Genomic DNA, 22,374 nt, shown 5'->3' on the forward strand with positions numbered 1-22,374 from the left:
GCCGCCTGGCTCGGCACACTCCGGCGCCGCGCGGTATCGCGATGGCACCCGCGCGCGGCCCCCGCCCTCAGACCGGCCCGACCGATCCCGCCGGCCGAAGCGGCGCGCCTTCGAGCGGACAGTCGCCGGCCACGACGGTCGGCAATACATGCTCGCGGAACATCTCGCGCAGCTTGAGCTTCTGCAGCTTGCCGGTGGCCGTGTGCGGCAGCGCCTCGACGAACACCACGTCGTCGGGCACCCACCACTTCGCGACCTTGCCGTCGTAGAACGCGAGCAGCGCCTCGCGCGTCACCTCGCTGCCGGGCCGGCGCACCACCACGAGCAAGGGCCGTTCCGTCCATTTCGGATGCGCGCAGGCGATGCAGGCCGCCTCGGCCACGCCCGGATGCGCGACGGCGACGTTTTCCAGATCGATCGAGCTGATCCATTCGCCGCCCGACTTGATCACGTCCTTGCTGCGGTCGGTGATCTGCAGGAAGCCATCGCGATCGATGGTGGCGACGTCGCCGGTCGGGAACCAGCCGTCGGCGAGCGGCGAGCCCTCGCCCTGGAAATAGCGGTCGATCACCCACGGCCCGCGCACCTGCAGCTCGCCGAACGCGACGCCGTCCCACGGCAGCTCGCCGCCGTCGTCGCCGACGATCCGCATGTCGATGCCGCAGATCACGCGGCCCTGTTTTTCGAGCGACTGGCGGCGCTCGGCCTCGGGCCGCTGCATCTGCGCCCAGGTGGGCCGCGCCAGCGTGCCGAGCGGCGACAGCTCGGTCATGCCCCAGGCGTGGATCACCTGCACGCCGTAATCGTCCTCGAACGCGCGCAGCATGCTGGGCGGGCACGCGGAGCCGCCGATCACGGTGCGCCCGAGCGTCGAGAAGCGCACGCCGGCCTCGCGCATGTAGTTGAGCAGGCCGAGCCAGACGGTGGGCACGCCGGCCGAGCAGGTCACGCGCTCGGCCTCCATCAGCTCGTAGAGCGACTTGCCGTCGAGATCCTTGCCGGGCAGCACCAGCTTTGCGCCGGTGAGCGGCACCGCGTAGGGCAGCCCCCAGGCGTTGACGTGGAACATCGGCACGACCGGCAGCACCGCGTCGAGCATCGACAGCGCCATCGCGTCGGGCAGCGCGGCCGCGTAGGCGTGCAGCACCGTCGAGCGGTGCGAGTAGAGCGCGCCCTTCGGATGACCGGTGGTGCCCGACGTGTAGCAGAGCGACGAGGCCTGGCGCTCGTCGAAGAGCGGCCAGTCGTAGTTGCCGTCCTCGGCGTCGAGCAGCGTTTCATACGCGATCAGCGGCGTGGCGGCCGCCGGCAGGTGCGCCGCGTCGGTCAGCGCGATCCAGCCGCGCACGTTCGGGCACTGCGGCGCGATCTGGTCGATCAGCGGCGCGAAGTTGAGATCGAACAGGATGAAACGATCGTCCGCATGGTTGACGATATAGACGAGCTGCTCGAGGAACAGGCGCGGATTGATCGTATGACTGACGGCACCCATCCCGGCGATGCCGAAATACGCCTCCAGATGGCGGTAGCCGTTCCAGGCCAGCGTGCCGACGCGCTCGCCCGCGCCGACGCCGGCCCGCGTGAGCGCCTGCGCGAGCTGCCTGGCGCGCCGCTCGCAGTCGCGGTAGGTGTAGCGGTGGATGTCGCCCTCGATCCGGCGCGACACGATCTCCACGTCGCCGGCGTGCCGCGCCGCGTGCGTGATCAGCGACGACACGAGCAGCGGTACCTCCATCATCTGGCCCAGCAACGGCGAATTCATCGTCATGCTCATCGTCCAGCTCTCCCGGTTGGATTGTCTCGAGGCCCGACCTCGGTCGGGTCCGCAACCGCAAGCGGCCCGTGCGGCGCGGATTTACAATATCGGCTTGTGCCCCGTTGTTCAACTCGTTGTTTTCAGGAAACGAACCCGCCTTGGCCGCCTCCTTTCCCGCTGCTCACGCCGCTCCCGCCCTTCCCGACCTGGCCGCCTCGCTCGCCGCGCCGCGCGACGACGCGTTCGTCCGGCTCGGCCCGGCGTTCCTGACCCGGCTGCCCGCGGCGCCGCTCCCGGCGCCCTACGTGATCGGCTTCTCCGACGAACTCGCGCGCGAACTCGGCCTCGATCCGTCGATCCGCGCGCTGCCCGGCTTCGCCGAGCTGTTCTGCGGCAACCCCACGCGCGAGTGGCCCGCCGACGCGCTGCCCTACGCGGCCGTCTATTCGGGCCACCAGTTCGGCGTCTGGGCCGGCCAGCTCGGCGACGGCCGCGCGCTGACGATCGGCGAGCTCGAACACGCGGGCCGCCGCGTCGAATTCCAGCTGAAGGGCGCGGGCCGCACGCCGTATTCGCGGATGGGCGACGGCCGCGCGGTGCTGCGCTCGTCGATCCGCGAATTCCTCTGCTCGGAGGCGATGCATCACCTCGGCATCCCGACCACGCGCGCGCTGGCCCTGGTCGGCTCGGACCAGCCCGTCACGCGCGAGGAGATCGAAACGGCGGCGGTGGTCACGCGCGTGGCCGACAGCTTCGTGCGCTTCGGCCATTTCGAGCATTTCTTCGCCAACGACCGGCCCGACCTGCTCCAGCAGCTCGCCGATCACGTCATCGCGCGCTTCCATCCGGCCTGCCGCGACGCGGAAGATCCGTACCTCGCGCTGCTCGAGGCCGTGATGCAGCGCACCGCGCGGATGGTCGCCCAGTGGCAGGCGGTGGGCTTCTGCCACGGCGTGATGAACACCGACAACATGTCGATCCTCGGCCTCACGCTCGACTACGGCCCGTTCGGCTTCATCGACGGCTTCGACGCCTCGCACATCTGCAACCACACCGATACGCAGGGCCGCTACGCGTACCGCATGCAGCCGCGCATCGCGCACTGGAACTGCTTCTGCCTCGCGCAGGCGCTGCTGCCGCTGATCGGCCGGCAACGCACCGATCTCGACGACAATCCGCGCACCGAGCGCGCCGTGGAAGACGCCCAGGCCGTGCTCGGGCGCTTCCCCGAGACGTTCGGCCCCGCGCTCGAAGGCGCGATGCGCGCGAAGCTCGGCCTCGCGCTCGAACTGGAAGGCGATGCCGCGCTCGCGAACCGGCTGCTGGAAATCATGAACGGCAGCCATGCCGACTTCACGCTGACGTTCCGCCATCTGGCGCGCCTGTCGAAGCACGACGCGAGCGCGGACGCGCCGGTGCGCGACCTGTTCATCGACCGCGAGGCGTTCGACGGCTGGGCCGCGCAATATCGCGAGCGCCTGGCCGCCGAGCCGCGCGACGACGCCGCGCGCGCCGAGGCGATGAACCGCGTGAACCCGAAATACGTGCTGCGCAACCATCTGGCCGAGACCGCGATCCGGCGCGCGGCCGAGAAGGATTTTTCCGAACTCGAACGGCTCGCGCGGATCCTGCGCCGGCCGTTCGACGAACAGCCCGAACACGAGGCCTACGCCGCGCTGCCGCCCGACTGGGCGAGCACGCTGGAAGTCAGCTGCTCGTCGTAACGAACGAACGCGCCGCATTCCCCAGGAGAACCCCACCATGCCCCACGATCAGGACGATCGCAGCTATCCGTACCAGGCCGACGACGCCGAACTGCGCGAACGGCTCACGCCGATGCAGTACGAGGTCACGCAGCACGCGGCCACCGAGCGCGCCTTCACCGGCGAATACACCGACACCGAGGACGCCGGCATCTACCACTGCGTGGTCTGCGACACGCCGCTGTTCGAATCGGGCGCGAAGTACCACTCGGGCTGCGGCTGGCCCAGCTACTTCAAGCCGCTCGACGGCGAGGTGATCGACGAGAAGATCGACCGCACGCACGGCATGGTGCGCGTCGAGGTGCGCTGCAACCATTGCGGCGCGCATCTGGGCCACGTATTCGAGGACGGCCCGCGCGACAAAACCGGGCTGCGCTACTGCATCAATTCGGCTGCGTTAAACTTCGAGCCTGACGCCGGCCGCTGAGCCCCAGCCCAGCACCGGCGGATGCCCGCCGCACGAGGTCGCCCCGGCCCGTGCGGCCCCGTAACGATGGCGGCCCGGGAGCCCCAGCCCCGGCGCGCGCCACGCAGCCCCGATCACCATGAAATTTCTGTTCGATCTGTTTCCGATCATCCTGTTTTTCGCCGCCTTCAAGCTCTGGGGCATCTTCACCGCGACGGCGGTCGCGATCGTCGCCACGCTGCTGCAGGTCGCCTGGGTGGCCTGGCGCCACAAGAAGGTCGACACCATGCTGTGGGTCAGCCTCGGCGTGATCGTCGTGTTCGGCGGCGCCACGCTGGTGCTGCACGACGAGAAATTCATCCAGTGGAAGCCCACCGTGCTGTACTGGCTGTTCGCGGTGGTGCTGATCGGCGCGCGCTACCTGTTCGGCAAGAACCTGATCGCGAAGATGATGGGCAAGCAGCTGTCGCTGCCCATCGCGATCTGGGACAAGCTCAACGTGGCGTGGGGGCTGTTCTTCGTCGTGCTCGGCGTGGCGAACCTCTACGTCGTCAATCACTACACGCCGTCGCAGTGGGTGAACTTCAAACTGTTCGGCACCACCGGCGCGATGTTCGTGTTCATCATCCTGCAGAGCCTCTGGCTCGCGAAATACCTCAAAGACGAATGACGATGTCCGACGATTTCCTGAACGCGGCGCCCGACGCGCGCATCGCGCTGATCGAGGCACGCCTCGCCGCCGCGCTCGCGCCCGAGGCGCTGCATGTCAGCGACGATAGCGCGCAGCACGCCGGTCATGCCGGTGCCTCGGCGGGCGGGCATTATTCGGTAACGATCGTGTCCGCCGCGTTTGCCGGCAAGTCGCGCGTGGCCCGCCATCGGCTGGTGTATGATGCGCTCGCCGATGCGATGCAGCGCGGTATTCACGCGCTCGCGATCGTGGCTTACACGCCCGATGAATTCAATGTGTCTTCCCAATAAAGTTTCGTTTCGCTAGGAATTCCCGATGATCCTGAAATCTCCCCGCCTGTGGGTCGCGGCTGCCGCATTGGTCGCCGCACCGGCATTTGCCCAGAACGTTGCCGTCGTCAACGGCACGCCGATCCCGAAGTCGCGCGTCGACGCGATGGTGGCGCAGCTCGTCCAGCAAGGCCAGCAGGACAGCGACCAACTGCGCAAGATGGTGAGCCAGGAGCTCGTCAATCGCGAGATCCTGATGCAGGAAGCGGTGAAGGAAGGCGTGCCGAACCGCCCCGAGGTGAAGCAGCAGGTCGCGATCGCGCAGCAGACCGTGGTGCTGCGCGCGCTGATCGAGGACTTCGTGAAGAAGAACACGCCGAGCGACGCCGACATCAAGGCACGTTACGACGAGCTGACGAAGTCGGCGGCCGGCAACGAATATCACCTGCACCACATCCTCGTCGACAACGAGCAGCAGGCCAAGGATCTGATCGCGAAGATCAAGGGCGGCGCGAAGTTCGAGGATCTGGCCAAGCAGTATTCGAAGGATCCGGGCTCGGCGAAGAACGGCGGCGATCTGGACTGGGCCGATCCGAAGTCGTTCGTGCCGGAATTCGCGAACGCGGCGACGCACCTGCAGAAGGGCCAAATGACCGATACGCCGGTCAAGACGCAATTCGGCTGGCACATCATCCGCGTCGACGACGTGCGCCCGGTGGCCCCGCCGCCGCTCGAGCAGGTCAAGGCGCAGATCTCGCAACAGCTGGTGCAGCAGAAGCTGCAGGCGTTCGAAGAAAAGCTGCGCGCGCAGGCGAAGATCCAGTAAGGATCGGGCTTGCCGAGGCGGCCCACTGCGGGCCGCCCTGATGAAAAAAGCCGCTCCCGAGGGAGCGGCTTTTTTCATGGCGCGTCGAAACCGTCAGTGGGAATAGGATCGAATCGCCGCATTCATCTTGTCCAGCGTCGCCTTGGTCGCCTTTACCGCCTCGGACGGATCGAGGTGCTCGGCAATTGTAATGCGCCGGTAATCGGAGTTCGCGAAATGCTTCAAGCCCGGAAAATCTTTGTCGAAGTGCTCGCGCAGTGAAGGCTCATCGCACACCGAGGCATTGAATTCGCCTCTCGCCCAGAACAGGTTCAAGTTGAATTTGGGCGCATCGGGGCGCGAGACCTTGCTGGCCTGACGCAAAATGAGGTACATCGGCCAGTATCCGTCCTCACGATCGCGCATGAGCTCCAAAGCGTCCGTGGGTGCTACGCTCACCCAGATCCGCCCTCGTTCAATTTGCTCCTGCTTCAGCTCCGGCATGACCTTCATCAACTGCTGGATGATGGTAGCCACCCCGCGAATCTCAACCAGCTTTTCGCAAACCAGCCGGTGCTGGGCATCGAACAAGGTCAGCTCGCCGCTCGCCCCTTCCAGCGTCTTCAGCCGCCAGTCGAGCACCGACTGCCTTCTCAGTCCTCGCAATGCCTCGATCACGCTAGGGTGGGCGATCGCCAGGTCCGCCGCGAGCTCCGAGGTCCGTTTCTCGGCAGGGCTCTCCCATTCCGTCTGTCGCTGGCAGTAGGCCACCAGCAGCTGCGCGGCATTCTTGTCGCGAGCCAGCTGGAAGCGCGCGCGCTTCGCGGAGGCTTCCAGCCAATTGTAATCGAGTAGCGTCCAGCGCTTGCCCAGCGCATCGAGCTGGGGCTGCGAATAGTCCTTCAGATCGCGATCGAGCACGACGAAGGCGAGATCGTAGTCGGCAAATACCTTGTTGGACGAGACTTCCGCTTTTACGGCCTGGACGTATTTTTCCAGCTGCTCTGCCGTCAACGAGGCACCGGCCTTGTTTTCGATCGTCACCAGGATCTTGTTCTGCGGGTCCATCAGGAACAGATCGAGCCGCCCCTTCTTGCCGCCGCGTTCCACCTCGATGCTCAATTCGCGCGTCACGAACGCCGCGCCGAAACTGCTGGTGCGAATTTTCCCTGGCGTCCATTTCGCGAAAAACTTCTTGTTATCCCAGATCGTGCCGCCGCTCACCGCGTAGCCGGCCTCGAGAAAATCCTTGATGACGGCATCGCCCTGGGAATGCCCTTCGTTGGGATTCATGCACCAGGCAAGCAGATTGGAGTGTTGGTTTTCCGTCAGATCGAAGACGTCGAAAAAATCGTCGGTGACCTTGTTCTGCTCGATCAGCTCAACCAGATTCGGATCGCTGAGAAACGCATATAAATCTTCAGACTCCATCTCGCCGGCCCCGTTTTATTGTCAGAGTGAATGGCGCTTCCATCGAGCGCGCGGAGATCATATCCCGATCATTCGCCGATCGGTGGACAAAAAAAACCGCCCTCGCGGGCGGCATTCTTTTCAAGCATCGGCGCCGGCCAGTGCTCACCGCTTCAAGCGGCAAGCCGGCCCGCTCGGTCTCAGTCGTCGAGCAACGACAGATCGCGCACCGCGCCCTTGTCGGCCGACATCACCAGCTTCGCATAGGCCTTCAGCGCCGCCGACACCTTGCGCGGGCGCGGCTCGACCGGCTTCCAGCCCTTCGCGTCCTGCTCGGCGCGGCGCGTGGCCAGCTCCTCGTCGGACACCAGCACGTCGATGGTGCGGTTCGGGATGTCGATGCGGATCCTGTCGCCGTTGCGCACCAGGCCGATCGCGCCGCCGGCCGCCGCTTCCGGCGAGCAGTGGCCGATCGACAGCCCCGAGGTGCCGCCCGAGAAGCGCCCGTCGGTCAAGAGCGCGCACGACTTGCCGAGCCCCTTCGACTTGATGTAGCTGGTCGGGTACAGCATTTCCTGCATGCCCGGCCCGCCCTTCGGCCCTTCGTAGCGCACGATCACCACGTCGCCGGCCTTCACCTCGTCGGCGAGGATGTGCTCGACCGCCTCGTCCTGCGACTCGACCACGTGCGCCGGACCTTCGAACACGAGGATCGAATCGTCCACGCCGGCCGTCTTCACGACGCAGCCGTCCTTCGCGATGTTGCCGGTCAGCACGGCGAGGCCGCCTTCCTTGCTGAACGCGTGCTCATACGAGCGGATGCAGCCCTCGGCGCGATCGAGGTCGAGGCTTGGCCAGCGTGCGTTCTGGCTGAACGCGACCTGGGTCGGAATCCCGCCCGGGCCGGCCAGGTAGAACGTATGGACCGACTCGTCATCGGTGCGCACGATGTCCCACTGGTCGAGCGCGGCGCCGAGCGACGGCGCATGCACGGTCGGCACGTCGGTGTGCAGCTTGCCGGCGCGCTCGAGTTCGCCGAGGATCGCCATGATCCCGCCCGCGCGATGCACGTCCTCGATGTGGTACTTGTTGGTGTTCGGCGCGACCTTGCAGAGCTGCGGCACGGTGCGCGACAGGCGGTCGATGTCCGACATCGAGAAATCGATTTCGGCTTCCTGCGCGATCGCGAGCAGGTGCAGGATCGTGTTGGTCGAGCCGCCCATCGCGATGTCGAGCGTCATCGCGTTCTCGAACGCCTTGAAGCCGACCGAGCGCGGCAGCACCTTGTCGTCTTCCTGCTCGTAGTACTGGCGCGCGAGTTCGACGATGCGGCGGCCGGCGCGCTTGAACAGCAGTTCACGGTCCGCGTGGGTCGCGACGATCGTGCCGTTGCCGGGCAGCGAGAGCCCGAGCGCCTCGGTCAGGCAGTTCATCGAGTTCGCGGTGAACATGCCCGAGCACGAGCCGCAGGTCGGGCAGGCCGAGCGCTCGACTTCGGCCACGTCGGCGTCGCTCACCTTGCTGTCGGCGGCCATCACCATCGCGTCGATCAGGTCGAGCTTCTTGATCTGGATGGTGTTGGTGCCGGGCACGGCCAGCTGCGCCTTGCCCGCTTCCATCGGGCCGCCCGAGACGAAGATCACCGGGATGTTCAGGCGCATCGCGGCCATCAGCATCCCCGGCGTGATCTTGTCGCAATTCGAGATGCAGACCATCGCGTCGGCGCAGTGCGCGTTCACCATGTACTCGACCGAGTCGGCGATGATGTCGCGGCTCGGCAGCGAATAGAGCATGCCGTCGTGGCCCATCGCGATGCCGTCGTCGACGGCGATCGTGTTGAACTCCTTGGCGACGCCGCCGGCGGCCTCGATCTCGCGCGCCACCAGCTGGCCCAGGTCCTTCAGGTGGACGTGGCCGGGCACGAACTGGGTGAACGAATTGACGACGGCGATGATGGGCTTGGAGAAATCCTCGTCCTTCATGCCGGTGGCGCGCCAGAGCGAACGCGCCCCCGCCATGTTGCGGCCGGCGGTGGAGGTTTTGGAACGGTATGCGGGCATTGTTGTGGTCGCGAAAATAAGAATGACGGAAACCAGCGGCGGTCTCGCCGTCGAACGGCTTGCGGGGCCGGCCAGACGCGCCGATACGCACCACAACAGGCGCCTCTTGAGCGCCCGCCGATGCAAACCAGCCGATTATGCCGCAGCGCGCGATGGTATGCGCGCGGCGGCGGGGCATGCGGCGCGGCTTAGCCGAGCCAGCGGCGCGCGTTGCGGAACACGCGCATCCAGGGACCTTCGTCGCTCCAGCCTTCCGGATGCCAGCTCATCTGCACGGTGCGATGCACGCGCTCCATGTGCGGCATCAGCACGGTGAAACGGCCGTCGGCGGTGCTCACCGAGGTGATCCCGGCGGGCGAGCCGTTCGGGTTGAACGGATAGCGTTCGGTGGCCTGGCCGCGATGATCGACGAAGCGCATCGCGACGGTGACGCGGCTCGCGTCGCCCTGCTGCGAGAAGTCGGCGAAGCCTTCGCCGTGCGCGACCGCCACCGGGATCCGCGAGCCTTCCATGCCGGCGAAGAAGATCGACGGCGAAGGCTGCACCTCGACCAGCGAGAAGCGCGCCTCGAACTGCTCGGACTTGTTGCGCGTGAACTTCGGCCACGCTTCGGCGCCGGGGATCATCGAGGCGAGGCTCGACAGCATCTGGCAGCCGTTGCAGATGCCGAGCGCGAAGGTGTCCTCACGCGCGAAGAAGGTCGAGAACATCTCGGCCAGCTGGGCGTTGAAGCGGATCGTCTTGGCCCAGCCCTCGCCGGCGCCGAGCACGTCGCCATACGAGAAGCCGCCGCAGGCCACCGCGCCGGCGAAATCGGCCAGGTTGGCGCGGCCGGCCAGCAGGTCGCTCATGTGGACGTCGTGCGCGTCGAAGCCGGCGCGATCGAACGCGTAGGCGGTCTCGAGATGCGAGTTCACGCCCTGCTCGCGCAGGATCGCCACGCGCGGACGCGCGCCGGTGGCGATGAACGGCGCGGCGACGTCGTCGGCCGCGTCGAACGTCAGCACCGGCTGCAGGCCCGGATCGGCCGCGTCGAGCAGCGTGTCGTATTCGGCGTCGGCGCAGGCCGGGTTGTCGCGCAGGCGCGCGATGCGCCAGCTAACCTCGGCCCAGGCGCGATGCAGCTCGGCGCGCGGCGCGTCGTAGATCTTCTTCGCGTCGCGGAACACCTCGATCACGTCGCGATCGTTGACGGTGCCGACCACGTGCGAGCAGGTCGACAGCCCGTGCTCGCGCAGCAGGCCGAGCACGGCGTCGCGATCGGCCGCGCGCACCTGCACCACGGCGCCGAGTTCCTCGCTGAAGAGCGCGCGGATCGTGCGGTCCTCGCGGCGGCCGCTGGTCTGCCTGGCCCAGTCCTTGGCGTCGCCGTAGTCCGATTCGTTGGCGTCGAGCGTCAGCATGTCGACGTTCAGCGACACGCCGGCGTGGCCCGCGAACGCCATTTCGCAGACGGTCGCCCACAGGCCGCCGTCCGAACGGTCGTGGTAGGCCAGCAGCCGGCCCTGCTCGTTCAGCGTCTGGATCGCGCCGAAGAAGCGCTTGAGGTCCTGCGCGTCGTCGACGTCGGGCACCGCGTCGCCGACCTGCTGCGTGACCTGCGCGAGGATGCTGCCGCCGAGGCGGTTCCTGCCGCGGCCGAGGTCGATCAGGATCAGCACGCTGTCGCCGGCATCGGCCACGCGGCGCAGCTGCGGCGTCAGGTGGCGGCGCACGTCCTCGACCGGCGCGAACGCCGAGATGATCAGCGAGACCGGCGCGACCACTTCCTTGGCCACGCCTGCGTCGCTCCACTTGGTCTTCATCGACAGCGAATCCTTGCCGACCGGGATGCCGATGCCGAGTGCCGGGCACAGCTCCATGCCGATCGCGCGGACCGTGTCGTAGAGCGCGGCGTCCTCGCCGGCGGTGCCGCAGGCGGCCATCCAGTTCGCCGAGAGCTTGAGCTTGTCGAGCGAGGCGATCGGCGCCGCGGCGATGTTGGTGATCGCCTCGCCGACCGCCATGCGGCCCGAGGCCGGCGCGTCGATCACGGCGAGCGGCGTGCGCTCGGCCATCGTCATCGCCTCGCCGCCGAAGCCGGCGTAGTCGAGCGCGGTGATCGCGCAATCGGCCACCGGCACCTGCCACGGGCCGACCATCTGGTCGCGCACCGAGGTGCCGCCCACCGAGCGGTCGCCGATCGTGATCAGGAACGACTTGCTGGCGACGGTCGGATGCTTCAGCACGCTGACGGCGGCCTCGGCCAGCACCACGTTCGTGACGTCCACCGGCACGCGCTCGACCGCCACGCGCGTCACCTCGCGGTGCATCTTCGGCGGCTTGCCGAGCAGCACGTCCATCGGCATGTCGACCGGGAACGCGTCGCTGCCGTCGGCCAGTTCGTCGACGAGCTTCAGCTCGCGTTCCTCGGTGGCCACGCCGATCACGGCGAACGGGCAACGCTCGCGCGTGCAGATCGCCTCGAAGCGCGGCAGGTCGGCCGGCGCGATCGCGAGGACATAGCGCTCCTGCGATTCGTTCGACCAGATCTCGCGCGGCGACAGCCCGCTTTCCTCGAGCTGGATCTTGCGCAGTTCGAAGCGCGCGCCCTTGTCGGCGCCGTCGACGAGTTCGGGGAACGCGTTCGACAGGCCGCCCGCGCCGACGTCGTGGATCGACAGGATCGGGTTGGCCTCGCCGAGCTGCCAGCAGCCGTTGATGACTTCCTGCGCGCGCCGCTCGATCTCGGGGTTACCGCGCTGCACGGAGTCGAAGTCGAGTTCGGCCGTGTTCGCGCCGGTCGCCATCGAGCTGGCCGCGCCGCCGCCCATGCCGATCCGCATGCCGGGGCCGCCGATCTGGATCAGCAGCGTGCCGGCCGGCAGGTCGTGCTTGTGGGTATGCGCGTCGGACACGTTGCCGATGCCGCCCGCGATCATGATCGGCTTGTGATAGCCGCGCACCTGGCCGCCGACGTTCTGCTCGTAGACGCGGAAGTAGCCGCCCAGGTTCGGCCGGCCGAATTCGTTGTTGAACGCGGCGCCGCCGAGCGGGCCGTCGATCATGATCTGCAGCGGCGAGGCGATCCGCTCGGGGCGGCCATACGGCCCGTGGGCGTCGGCCGGGTTGCGCTCGCCCACCGGCTGCGCGGCGTCGCGCGCGTTTTCCCAGGCCTCGCGCGCGCCGGGCAGGTCGAGGTTCGAGACCGTGAAGCCGGTCAGGCCGGCCTTCGGCCGCGCGCCGCGGCCGGTCGCGCCTTCGTCGCGGATCTCGCCGCCCGCGCCCGTCGCGGCGCCGGCGAACGGCGAGATCGCGGTCGGGTGGTTGTGCGTCTCGACCTTCATCAGCGTATGGGTCAGCTCGACGTGGCGGCCGTACTGCTCGGCCGGCTGGCCGTCGGTGCCGGCGCCGCGCGGGAACCAGCGCTCGGCCGGCGCGCCGCGCATGATCGAGGAGTTGTCCGAGTACGCGACGATGGTGCCCTGCGGGCTCAGCTTCTCGGTGTTGCGGATCATCGCGAACAGCGACATGTCCTGCTTCGCGCCGTCGATGGTCCAGTCGGCGTTGAAGATCTTGTGGCGGCAGTGCTCGCTGTTGGCCTGCGCGAACATCATCAGCTCGACGTCGGTCGGGTTGCGCTCCAGCTTCGTGAACGCGTCCACCAGGTAGTCGATCTCGTCGTCGGCGAGCGCGAGGCCCAGCTCGACGTTGGCCGTCTCGAGCGCGGCGCGGCCGTTCGCCAGCACGTCGACGCGGCCGAGCGGCCGGGCCGGCAGCTCGTCGAACAGGTGATGCGCGTCCTCGCGCGCGGCCACCACGCTCTCCGTCATGCGGTCGTGCAGCGCCGCGGCCACCGCCGCGCGCGCCTCGGCCGACAGCGCCTTCTTGCCGCCCAGGCCGAGCAGGCCCGCCTTCAGCGTGACCGTGAACTCGACGCCGCGCTCGATGCGGCGCACCGCGGCAAGCCCGCAGTGCAGCGCGATGTCGGTCGCCTTGCTGGCCCACGGCGAGACCGTGCCGAGCCGCGGCAGCACGATGAAGGTCTCGGTCGCGCCCTTCTCGGCGGCGGGCTCGAACGGCGCGCCGTAGTGCATCAGCGCGTCGATGCGCGCCGCGTCATCGGCCGACAGCGCGTCGGACGCGTTGACGAAGTGCAGGTACTGACCACGCACCGCGACGATGTCGCCGTCGATCTGCTTGAGCACGTCGAGCAGGCGGGTCTGGCGGAAATCGGACAGGGCGGCGGCGCCGGGAAAACACGAGAAGTGAGCCATGGGCTGGACGGACATCGATGAGTCGCGCGAAACGGCGACATTGGGGCGAAAGGAAGGCCGTAATTATACCCGGAAGTGCGACCGCCGAAGGCGCCGGGCGCAGCGCGCGCGGGTGCCGTCGACGCCGGCAGGCCCGCGCCGCGCCCCTGCCGCGCCTCTGCCGCGCTCCCCGCCGCGCCCGGCCGCGACGGCCCGCACCCGGCCGCCGGCGTCGACCGCGGGCACCCCGGCGCGGCGCCCGGAATCCGCGCCGGCCCGGTTTGGCGCTATCATTCGCGGTTCACCGGGCGCCACACGGCCCGTCACGAACGACCAGACCCGGGCCGCGCCGCGCGGCCCGTCATCGAAGCACACCATGGATGTCATCGTCATTGGCGGCGGTATCGGCGGCGTCGCCACCGCCTACCAGTTGCGTGCCGCCGGCCACCGCGTCTGCGTGGTCGAGCGCCACGCGACCGTCGCCCAGGGCGCGACCTACGGCCATGGCGGCCTCGTGCTGCCGACCCCGCTCGATGTCTGGTTCGGCCCGACCTTCATGCATCACCGGCGCGCGCTCAAGAGCGGCGTGGTCTACAAGCCGGGCCTGAACCGCGCGCTGCGCCAGTTCACGCGCGAGCTCGCGACGCTGCGCGAGCCCGCGGCCTTCACCGCGCAGTACGCGCGCCTGAAGCCGCTCGTCGACCTGTCGCGCGAGGCGATCGCCGACATCGAGCGGCGCTTCGCGCTCGAGTTCGAGCAGCGCGCCGGCGTGCTGCACGTGATCCGCGACCGCCAGGAATGGGCGCAGGCCCAGCCCGCGCTCGACCTGCTGCGCGCCAACGAGGTGCCGCACCAGCTGCTGTCGGCCCGGGAATGCGCGGCGCTCGAACATTCGGTGCCGACCGATCCGCCGTTCGCGGGCGGCGTGCTGCTCGAATACGAGCGCACCGCGAACTGTCCCCTCTTCGCGAAGCTCGTCAAGCAGACGCTCGACGAGCACGGCGTGCAGTTCCGCTTCGGCCGCGCCGTCACGGCGATCCGCGTCGAGGCGAACCGCGCGGCCGTCGATCTCGCGCCCGAGCCCGGCGACCGGCTCGGCGCGCGCGGCAAGGAAGTGGACGTGATCTCGGCCGACGCGATCGTGATCGCCGCCGGCACCGGCAGCGTGCCGCTGCTCGAACGGCTCGGCGTGACGCTGCCGCTGCGCCCGGTGCGCGTCAACGCGCTGACCGCGCCGCTCGCCTACGAGGAACACGCGCCGCACCTGACCGTGGTCGATTCGATCAAGCGCATCACCATGACGCGCATGCACCAGCGCGTGCGCATCTGCGGCGCGCCGGTGCTGCAAAGCGACAAGGACACGGCGCAGCCGCTGCCCGAGGCGCTCGGCGAAAGCGCGCTCGCGCTGCTCGGCCAGGCCACCCACGACTGGATTCCCGGCGCGGCGAAGATCTCGGCCGCGCTGCCGTGGCAGGGCCTGCGGCTGCTCTCGCCGGACGGCCTGCCGGTGGTCGGCCCGACCCGCCATCCGCGCGTGTTCGTCAATCTCGGCCACGGGCCGGCCGGCTGGGGCCTTGCCTGCGGCTCTGCTAAAGTGGTGACCGATTACGTCGGCGGCAGCGAGCACCATGTGCCGGCCGATACGCTCGCCGCGCTCCACGTGGATCGCTTCGCCACCTGACGCCGCCCGCGGGCGGCGCATCGACCCGGCCGCCGCGCCCCGGCGGCCCTCCGCCATGACGCCGCTCGCCACGCTCACCGCTGCCTCGCCCTCCCCGTCCGGGCCGCCCGCCGATCCGTTCGCCGCGCCGCTCGCGCACCAGCCGCTGCCGCTCGCCACCGTCGCCGACCTGCGCGCGGCCGAAGCCGCCGCGCTGCAACCACCCGATGTACTGCCGCCGCACACGCTGATGGCGCGGGCCGGCGCCGCCGCCGCGCGCTGGCTCGCCGCGCGCGCCGAACCCGACGCGCGCCCGGTCTGGCTCGCCGCCGGCCCCGGCAACAACGGCGGCGACGCGCTGGTGGCCGCCGCCGAGCTGCTGCGGCTCGGCGTGCAGGTGGAGGTCTGCCTGCCGATCGAACCGAAACCCGAGGACGCGCGCTGGGCGCTCGCGCTCGCGCGCGAGGCCGGCGTGCCGATCTCGGCCGAGCCGCCGGCCGCGTTCGACGGCTACGGCTGGCTCGTCGACGGGCTGTTCGGGATCGGCCTCGCGAGAGCGCTCGACGGCCCGTTCGCGAGGCTCGCGGCGGCGCTCTCGGCGCGCGCCCGCACCCATGGCCGCGTGCTCGCGCTCGACATGCCGAGCGGCATCGACGCCGACAGCGGCGCGCGCGTCGGCGACGGCCCGGCGGTACTCGCCACCCACACACTGTCGTTCCTCGCCGCGAAGCCGGGCCTCTACCTCGGCGAGGGCCGCGACCACGCCGGCGAGATCGCGATCGAGACGCTCGACGCGCCGGCCCGCGCCTCGGCCACGCTGAACGCCGCCGCGCTGTTCGCGCCGCACTGGCCCGCACGCGCGTCGGCCTCGCACAAGGGCAGCTTCGGCAGCGTCGCGATCGTCGGCGGCGACACCGGCATGTGCGGCGCGCCGATCCTGGCCGCGCGCGCCGCGCTGCACGCGGGCGCCGGCAAGGTCCACGTCGGCTTCATCGGCGAGGACGCGCCGCCCTACGATCCGCCGTTCCCCGAGCTGATGCTGCATCCGGCGCAAACGCTGCCGACCGACGGGCTCAGCGCGATCGGCATCGGCTGCGGGCTCGGCACGCGCGAGCGCTCAGGCGACACGCTGCGCGCGATGCTCGCGCTCGACCTGCCGGTCGTGGTGGACGCCGACGCGCTGAACCTCGTTGCCGGCGACGCCGGCCTCGCCTCGGCGCTCACGGCACGCGGCGCGCGCGGCGCCGCGTCGATCCTGACGCCGCATCCGCTCGAAGCGGCGCGCCTGCTCGGCAGCGACACGCGGGCGGTCCAGGCCGACCGGCTCGCCGCCGCGCGCGGGCTGGCCACGCGCTATGCGGCGATCGCCGTGCTGAAGGGTTCGGGCACGATGATTGCCCATCCCGACGGACGCGTCGCCGTCAATCCGACCGGCAACGCGGCGCTCGCCACCGGCGGCACCGGCGACGTACTCGGCGGCCTGATCGCCGCGTTCCTCGCGCAGCGCATCCCCGCCTACGAGGCTGCGCTTGGCGGCGTCTACCTGCACGGCCTCGCGGCCGACTGCCTGACCGCGCTCGGCGACGGCCCGGCCGGCCTCGCCGCCGGCGAACTGGCCGGCGCGGTGCGGCGCCTAGTGAACCGGCACTTTTATTCGCGCGTCATGTCGTCCGCCGTTTGACGCCGCTATACTGATTCCCCGCGCCCGATCCGAGACATCTCGCGCGCGGTTTCCGCGGTCCGCCGGCGCCCGGCGCCGGTCGCGACACCGTCCTCGCCCCCGAGTCACGCTAGTTTCGCCAGAACCGATATGACGCTGAATTCGCTCCCCGCTTGGCCTGCCCTCCAATCGCACTACGACGAGATCCGCGACGCGCAGCTGCGCGACTGGTTCGCCGCCGGCAACGATCCGGCCCCGACGCGCGCCGAACGCTTCACGTTCGGCGGCGGCGGCCTCGCGATCGACTTCTCGAAGAACCGCATCACCGACGCCACGCTGGCGCTGCTCGTGCAGCTCGCGCGCGAGGCCGGCGTCGAGGCGCGCCGCGACGCGATGTTCGCCGGCGAGGTGGTGAACCCGACCGAAGGCCGCGCCGCGCTGCACACCGCGCTGCGCGCGAGCGCGCCCGACGCGCCGTTCCACGCGCAGGTGCTGGCCGAACGCAGGAAGATGGCCGCCTTCGCCGAGCAGGTGCGCGACGGTCGCTGGACCGGCTACACCGGCAAGCGGATCCGCCACGTGATCAACATCGGCATCGGCGGCTCCGATCTCGGGCCGAAGATGGTGGTCCACGCGCTCGACCACCTCGCCACGCGCGAGCTGTCGTGCGCGTTCGTCTCGAACGTGGACGGCGCCGACCTGTCGCGCGCGCTCGAATTCTGCCATCCCGAGGAAACGCTCGTGATCGTCGTGTCGAAGACCTTCACGACGCTCGAAACGATGACCAACGCGCGCTCGGCGCGCGACTGGCTGACCGCCCACGGCTGCCCCGAGAACGCGCTCGCGAAGCACTTCGTGGGCGTCTCGGCGAACCCCGAGGAAGTGGTGAAGTTCGGCATCGACGCCCACAACGTGTTCGAGATGTGGGACTGGGTCGGCGGCCGCTACTCGCTGTGGTCGGCGGTGGGCCTGTCGATCATGATCGCGATCGGGCCACAGCAGTTCGACGAGCTGCTGGCCGGCGCGAACGAGATGGACACGCACTTCCGCGAGGCGCCGCTCGACTCGAACCTGCCGGTGCTGCTCGGCCTGATCGGCATCTGGTATCGCAACTTCTTCGGCTCGCAGAGCTACCTGGTGGCGCCGTATTCCGAGGCGCTGCACTTCCTGCCCTCGTACCTGCAGCAGCTCGAAATGGAGAGCAACGGCAAGTCGGCGCGGCTCGACGGCGCGTTCGTCGACTACCCGACCTCGGCCGTGACCTGGGGCGAGCCCGGCACCAACGGCCAGCACGCGTTCTTCCAGATGCTGCACCAGGGCCCGACGATCGTGCCGATCGACTTCATCGCGGTGCTCACGCCCGAGCACGCGCTGGCGAGCCATCATCCGAAGCTGCTCGCGAACTGTTTCGCGCAGAGCGAGGCGCTGATGCTCGGCCGCACGCTCGAGGAAGCGCGCAAGATCGCCGGCCCGGACAAGCCCGAACTCGCGCCGCACCTGACGTTCCCCGGCAACCGGCCGACCTCGACGATCCTCGTCGAGGCGCTCACGGCGCGCTCGCTCGGCGCGCTGATCGCGCTCTACGAACACAAGGTGCTGGTGCAGGCCTCGGTCTGGAACATCAACCCGTTCGACCAGTGGGGCGTGGAGCTCGGCAAGATTCTCGGCAAGGTGGTCGAGGCCGACCTGACCGCCGCGAGCGTGGATGCGGGCAAGCACGATTCGTCGACCTCGGCGCTGATCGCACGGGCACGCGCGGCGCTCAAGCGCTGAGCGGCGCGCAGGGAACCACAACGGCCGGATCACCGGCCGTTTTGTTTCGTCGTTGCGTGATTGCGTTGCGTGGTTCGGTGGCGCCGTTCGCCACCGTCGTGAGGCGTAAGTCGTCAGGCGCGATGCATCGCGCTCAGCTCGCGCTGCGCTCGGTCTGGTCGGCCACGATGCGGCCGCCGTCGAGCGTGATGGTGGTGTCGCAGCGGCGCGCGAGCGCCGCGTCGTGCGTGACCAGTACCAGCGTGGCGCCCTGCGCGCGGTTCAGCTCGAACATCAGGTCGATCACGGCGTGGCCGGTGGCGGCGTCGAGGCTGCCGGTCGGCTCGTCGGCGAACAGCACGGCCGGGTCGGTGACGAACGCGCGCGCGAGCGCGACGCGCTGCTGCTCGCCGCCCGACAGCAGCTTCGGATAGTGGCCGGTGCGTGCGCCGAGACCGACGCGTTCGAGCAGGCGCCGCGCGCGTTCGGCCGCCCCGCGCGCCGTGATGCCGCCGCGCAGTTCGAGCGGCAGCATCACGTTCTCGAGCGCCGTCAGGTGCGGCATCAGCTGGAACGACTGGAACACGAAACCGACCGCGCCGCTGCGCAGCGCCGCGCGTTCGTCCTCGCCGAGCCCGTTCAGTTCGCGGCCGAGCAGGCGAACCGTGCCGTCGGTCGCGCTGTCCAACCCGGCAAGCAGGCCGAGCAGCGTCGACTTGCCCGAGCCCGACGCGCCGACGATCGCGACGCTGCTGCCCGCCTGCACGGCCAGGTCGATGCCGTCGAGAATCGTCAGTTCGCCGGCCGCATCGGCGACGCGCTTCGAGACTTGTCGAACTTCAATGATCGGATCCGTCATCTTGATGAGCATGAAGCACATTCGTTTCTGGAAAAACGGCGCACGCGCCGTCGTGATCGCGCTGGCCGCCACCGCCTGGCTCGGCGCGCCGCCCGCCCATGCAGCCGGCCCGGTACCGGCGGCGAGCGCCACGGGCATGGCCACCAAACCGGCCATCGTCGTGCTCGGCGACAGCCTCTCGGCCGAATACGGCCTGCCCCGCGATACCGGCTGGGTCGCCCTGATGCGGGCCCGCATCGCCAGCCAGCGAATCGATTATAGCGTTGCGAACGCAAGCGTCAGCGGCGACACCACCAGCGACGGGCGCGCCCGCCTGCCCGCCCTGCTCGCGCGGCTCAAGCCCGCGATCGTGATCGTCGAGCTCGGCGCGAACGACGCGCTGCGCGGCGTGCCGCTCGCCACCACCGAGCAGAACCTGCGCGCGATCGTGGCCGGGGCCCGGCAGGCGAACGCGAAGGTCGTGCTGATCGGCATGTACGTGCCGCCGAACTACGGCCTCGACTACACGCAGAAGTTCCACGCGATGTACGGCGCGCTCGCGAAGGAGCTGCACCTGCCGCTGGTGCCGTTCCTGCTGGCCGGCATCGAGAACCGCCCGGAGCTGTTCCAGGAAGACCAGAACCATCCGGTCCAGCAAGCGCAGCCGAAGCTGCTCGACAACGTCTGGCCGGTGGTGCGGCCGCTGCTCGGCGCCGGGGCGCACTGAACCTCGATCGAACGCACCACGCGACGCGGCGGGCCGCGGCCCCATAAGCAAACAGCCCCGCTCGGCATCGAGCGGGGCTGTTTTCATTGCTGGTTGCCGCCAGTCGTTGCGGACGGCGCCACGCGGCTGCGTGGCGGGCCGATCAGTTGTCGTCGCTGTTGCTGTTGCTGTTACTGTCGGCCACCGAGCCGTACAGCTTGACCTTGGCACGCTCGCGCAGCGCCTTCATGAACGCTTCGCTCTCGCTTTGCGCATAGACCTGCGCGAGCTGCTGCTGGGCCGCCGCGAGCTGCTGCGGATCGGACGGCGCCGGCGCGACGATCGCGTTCACGCGGAAGATCGCATAGCCGCCGTTCGTGCCGAGATCGACGCCGACGTAGGCCGGCAGTGACTTCGGATCGACCTTGTAGACCGCCGCGACCGCGTCCGGCGGCAGGCCGAGCGTCTGCGTGCGCGAGATCTTCTCGGTCGGCAGGAAGCCGTCGGTCGCCTTCGACTTCTGCAGCGCCGCGAGCTTCGCCGTGCCGTCCTGCTTGGCGAGCTTCGCGCTCTCGTCGGCGATGAACTTCTGGCGCACGGCGTCCTTGATCGTGTCGAGCGGCGGCACCGCGGCCGGCTTGTCGCTCATCACGTGCGCGGCGATCAGCGTGTTGTTGCCGACGTCGATCGCCTGCGTGTTGTTGCCGTTCTTCACCGAGTCGGCCGCGAACACGGCGCTCAGGAACTTCGCGTTGTTGAGCGGGCTGTCGGGCGCCAGCGCCGGATTCGGCTGCGGCGTGACGGTGGCGGTCTGGATCGTCAGCTTGTACTTGTCGGCGGTCGGCTGCAGGCTCTTGGCCTTCTCGTAGACACTCGACGTGAAGCCTTCCGAGTTGTCCGAGAACGCCTTGGCCGCGTACTGCTGCTTCAGTTCCGCCGCGATCGACTCCTTGACCTCGTCGAACGGCTTGACGACGGCCGGCTTCACGTCGGTCGCTTTCAGGATGTGATAGCCGAGATCCGATTCGACCACCTTGCTGACCTCGCCCGGCTTCAGCGCGAAGGCCGCGTCGTCGAACGCCGGGCCGCCCGCCGTCGAGCCGCGCGTGACGTAGCCGAGGTCGCCGCCCTTGGCCGCCGACGGTGCGTCCTGCGAGTTCTTCTCGGCGATCTGCGCGAACTGGTCCGGATGCGCCGTCACGTCGGCCAGCAGCTGGTCGGCCTTGGCCTTCGCGGCGGCCTTGTCGGCCGCGCTCGCGCCGCGCGCGGCGGCGATGAAGATGTGGCTCACGCGTACCTGCGCTTCGCTGCGATAGCGCGCGGTGTTCTCGTCGTAGTACTTGCGGAGGTCCGCGTCGGTGGGCGGCGTGGTCGAGGCCGCGGCCGTGACCGGCGTGAACACGAGGTACTGGATGATGGCCGTCTCGGGCGTCGCGAACGCCTGCTTGTGCGCGTCGTAGTAGGCCGAGATCTGCGCGTCGGTCGGCTGCACCTTCGCGGCGTAGTCGGCCGGCTTCAGCACCAGCGCCTGGATTTCACGCTGCTGCTGCGCGAGATCGGTCAGGCCCTGCGCGACGCTTTTCGGCGTGAACGCGCTGTTGATCAGGTTGCTCGGCAACTGCTGCTGCGTGAGCTGGTAGCGAATGCTTTCCTGATACTGGTCCGGCGTCATGCCCTGCATCGCCAGCAGCTGCGTGTAGCGCTCGGCGTCGATCGAGCCGTCCGGCTTGCGCATCGCGGCGACCAGCGGGTTGCTGAGCAGCGCCTCGCGCACCGCGGCGTCGGAGGCCGTCAGGTGCAGGCGGCGCACCTCGTCGGTCAGCGCGCGCTGCTCGATCATGCCGTCGAGCAGCTGCTGGCGGCGCTCCGGCGTGTCGATCACCTTGGCGTCGTACTTGGCGCCGAGCGCCTGGCGCGCCTGGTCGATCTGCTGGCGGTAGGCGCCGTCGAATTCGGCGCGCGTGATCTTGCGCCCGTCGACCGATGCCACGTTCGCGCTGTCATCGAAGAAGTCGCGGAAACCCTGAACCCCGACGAACCCGAGCCCCGGCAGCACGATCAGGAGCAGGAGGAACATCATCAAGCGCTGGTGATTGCGGAAGAAATCGAGCATGCGGAGCGAAAGTGGCTGGACAAAACGGCTGATATTACATCAGCGGAGTGAAAAATAGGCGAAACGGGCCGCGACGGACCGACCTTCGCTTCGGATGCGCCGGTGACGGGAGCCGGTGGGTGGGGATGGTGTACTGCCGTTACCGGACAGGAGCGGACGGGACTCGCCCACATTCCGCGGGCCGCGGTTGCGCATGCATGCGCAACCCTTCGACTCCCGCCGGAAGCCGCGCAGGCGGCTTCCTCCACTC

Annotated in this window: 15 protein-coding genes; 9 read left to right on the forward strand and 6 right to left on the reverse strand. The window is 69.2% G+C overall.

The window, feature by feature from the left end; all coding sequences use genetic code 11:
* Window positions 1–67 precede the first annotated feature (67 nt).
* Window positions 68–1,762, reverse strand: a complete 1,695-nt coding sequence (locus BpN12_RS26280) for a 3-(methylthio)propionyl-CoA ligase (RefSeq protein WP_246795144.1) — start codon at window positions 1,760–1,762, stop codon at window positions 68–70.
* A gap of 152 nt (window positions 1,763–1,914) precedes the next feature.
* Here BpN12_RS26280 and BpN12_RS26285 point away from each other — a divergent pair, with 152 nt between their 5' ends.
* The 5 genes from BpN12_RS26285 to BpN12_RS26305 all read left to right on the forward strand — a co-directional run bounded on the left by BpN12_RS26285 (window position 1,915) and on the right by BpN12_RS26305 (window position 5,711).
* On the forward strand, window positions 1,915–3,480 hold the full coding sequence (locus BpN12_RS26285) for a protein adenylyltransferase SelO (RefSeq protein ID WP_246795145.1): 1,566 nt from the start codon (window positions 1,915–1,917) through the stop codon (window positions 3,478–3,480).
* A gap of 37 nt (window positions 3,481–3,517) precedes the next feature.
* Entirely contained in the window at window positions 3,518–3,946 is a 429-nt protein-coding gene (gene msrB, locus BpN12_RS26290) for a peptide-methionine (R)-S-oxide reductase MsrB (RefSeq protein ID WP_246795146.1), read from the forward strand.
* 118 nt (window positions 3,947–4,064) lie between these two features.
* A complete protein-coding gene (locus tag BpN12_RS26295) occupies window positions 4,065–4,595 on the forward strand; it encodes a septation protein A (protein WP_042625257.1) in 531 nt (176 codons plus the stop codon).
* 2 nt (window positions 4,596–4,597) lie between these two features.
* Complete coding sequence (locus BpN12_RS26300; RefSeq protein ID WP_246795147.1) at window positions 4,598–4,906, forward strand: BolA family protein; 309 nt, start codon at window positions 4,598–4,600, stop codon at window positions 4,904–4,906.
* 25 nt (window positions 4,907–4,931) lie between these two features.
* Window positions 4,932–5,711 (forward strand): peptidylprolyl isomerase, encoded by a 780-nt coding sequence (locus BpN12_RS26305; RefSeq protein ID WP_042625259.1) that lies wholly within the window; start codon window positions 4,932–4,934, stop codon window positions 5,709–5,711.
* 93 nt (window positions 5,712–5,804) lie between these two features.
* On the opposite strand, the gene BpN12_RS26310 is transcribed toward BpN12_RS26305, so the two are convergent.
* The 3 genes from BpN12_RS26310 to purL form a co-directional block, all read right to left on the reverse strand.
* Entirely contained in the window at window positions 5,805–7,121 is a 1,317-nt protein-coding gene (locus BpN12_RS26310) for a PDDEXK-like family protein (protein ID WP_246795148.1), read from the reverse strand.
* Between the two features lie 179 nt (window positions 7,122–7,300).
* Complete coding sequence (gene ilvD, locus BpN12_RS26315; protein ID WP_246795149.1) at window positions 7,301–9,160, reverse strand: dihydroxy-acid dehydratase; 1,860 nt, start codon at window positions 9,158–9,160, stop codon at window positions 7,301–7,303.
* A 188-nt stretch (window positions 9,161–9,348) separates the two neighbouring features.
* Window positions 9,349–13,416, reverse strand: a complete 4,068-nt coding sequence (gene purL, locus BpN12_RS26320; protein ID WP_246798016.1) for a phosphoribosylformylglycinamidine synthase — start codon at window positions 13,414–13,416, stop codon at window positions 9,349–9,351.
* Window positions 13,417–13,771: 355 nt separating this feature from the next.
* Between purL and BpN12_RS26325 the strand changes: the two genes are divergently transcribed.
* The 3 genes from BpN12_RS26325 (at window position 13,772) to pgi (ending at window position 18,488) form a co-directional block, all read left to right on the forward strand.
* Window positions 13,772–15,076, forward strand: coding sequence for an FAD-dependent oxidoreductase (locus tag BpN12_RS26325; RefSeq protein WP_246795150.1), 1,305 nt, complete (start codon window positions 13,772–13,774; stop codon window positions 15,074–15,076).
* Between the two features lie 55 nt (window positions 15,077–15,131).
* Window positions 15,132–16,736 (forward strand): NAD(P)H-hydrate dehydratase, encoded by a 1,605-nt coding sequence (locus BpN12_RS26330; RefSeq protein ID WP_246795151.1) that lies wholly within the window; start codon window positions 15,132–15,134, stop codon window positions 16,734–16,736.
* Between the two features lie 129 nt (window positions 16,737–16,865).
* Window positions 16,866–18,488 (forward strand): glucose-6-phosphate isomerase, encoded by a 1,623-nt coding sequence (gene pgi, locus BpN12_RS26335; RefSeq protein ID WP_246795152.1) that lies wholly within the window; start codon window positions 16,866–16,868, stop codon window positions 18,486–18,488.
* A gap of 133 nt (window positions 18,489–18,621) precedes the next feature.
* Here pgi and BpN12_RS26340 read toward each other — a convergent pair whose 3' ends face one another.
* Entirely contained in the window at window positions 18,622–19,347 is a 726-nt protein-coding gene (locus tag BpN12_RS26340) for an ABC transporter ATP-binding protein (RefSeq protein WP_246795153.1), read from the reverse strand.
* On the opposite strand from BpN12_RS26340, the gene BpN12_RS26345 reads away from it, so the two are divergent.
* The gene (locus BpN12_RS26345; RefSeq protein ID WP_246795154.1) at window positions 19,337–20,032 is read left to right on the forward strand and encodes an arylesterase; all 696 of its coding nucleotides are present in this window, start codon (window positions 19,337–19,339) and stop codon (window positions 20,030–20,032) included. The genes BpN12_RS26340 and BpN12_RS26345 overlap by 11 nt on opposite strands.
* A 142-nt stretch (window positions 20,033–20,174) precedes the next feature.
* Here the strand turns inward: BpN12_RS26345 and BpN12_RS26350 are convergent, their stop codons facing one another.
* The gene (locus BpN12_RS26350; RefSeq protein WP_246795155.1) at window positions 20,175–22,124 is read right to left on the reverse strand and encodes a SurA N-terminal domain-containing protein; all 1,950 of its coding nucleotides are present in this window, start codon (window positions 22,122–22,124) and stop codon (window positions 20,175–20,177) included.
* Window positions 22,125–22,374 lie beyond the last annotated feature (250 nt).

This window comes from Burkholderia perseverans (assembly GCF_022870505.1).
Classification (GTDB): Bacteria; Pseudomonadota; Gammaproteobacteria; order Burkholderiales; family Burkholderiaceae; genus Burkholderia; species Burkholderia plantarii.